2 protein-coding genes are annotated in these 1,072 nt (G+C 39.8%); both read left to right on the forward strand.

Going from position 1 to position 1,072, the window contains the following annotated elements; genetic code table 11:
* Positions 1-272: hypothetical protein (locus A4R26_RS05750; protein WP_207625686.1), on the forward strand; the 272-nt coding region annotated here is incomplete at its 5' end.
* Between the two features lie 430 nt (positions 273-702).
* The coding region (locus A4R26_RS05760) for a hypothetical protein (RefSeq protein WP_081161931.1) at positions 703-1,072 on the forward strand (370 nt) is incomplete at its 3' end.

The raw sequence follows: 1,072 nt of genomic DNA on the forward strand, positions 1-1,072 counted from the left end.
TCACTGCTTTTAAATTAAGCAGGCTTTGCAGGACCACTTCCGCTCATTTATTTGAGGACTTATATAAGTTGGCCGTGGCTGAAATAGATTCCAGTGAAGCCGAATTTGTTCCTAGAAAAAATAACCTTTTCGATGCGTTCAAATTAAGCAGGCTCCATAGGATCATGCCAGAGGATCTTTTTGAAGAATCATATAAGCAGGTGGTGGCAGAAATTGATGCTGCTGAAAAGGAATTTCTAGCAAGAAAAAACAAGCCTCATTTTACTGACTAGTACCTTCCCTATAAAGGACATCACTATCCTAACTGTCCTTTAGGCGAATAAAAAAATAAAAATAGACTGCCAACAATCTATTCCTTTGGTATTGCAACTTCTTTCCAGTTGGAAGGAAGCGTATAAAACGTACGAACGAACGTTTTATCAATAAAACGTATGACGTACGAACGTTCCAACTAAAGCACTCGATTATTAACAACCTAATCCACAAATAAAGTGATGAATGATTATACTTATGAGGAACAAAACCTCGCGTATAAATTTGCAGACGCATTGAATGACCACAAATCAATGCAATGGCATCTTTCGCTAGTCAGGAAGTACGAATTATGGTCTTTACAAAAACAACTGCAAGAAGCATTAGATGTTCCAGATAACGAAGTGCGAATAAGCAGGGCAGCTATTTATAATTCACGGGTAAAACGGTATGGAGTCCAAAAGAGTGCTCGGGATTAGCCTCGGCACTCGCAAACTCGGCATTGCTGTCGTACAGGGCGACCGGGTACCATATTTTGCTTCTAAGGCGTTTTTTGGAGCATGGTCTGAAAAGAAACCTCAAAGAATTATCGCGCTTATTGACCGATATGTTTCAAAGTTTCAAATAAATCATATTGCCATAAAAACGCCCAGGGTCACGGTCGAATCGCCGAAACTATCGGCGCTCCAGGCAACTATTGAGCAATGGTTAAATGAAAAAGGCATAGAAATACATACTTACACAGTCGCAGAGTGCAAGCAGGCTCTTGGATTGCATAAACGATCCAATAAAGAAAAATGCATGCGATTATTAGTTGAGC

Origin of the sequence: Niastella populi (assembly GCF_002078015.1) — a bacterium.
GTDB classification, from domain to species: domain Bacteria; phylum Bacteroidota; class Bacteroidia; order Chitinophagales; family Chitinophagaceae; genus Niastella; species Niastella populi.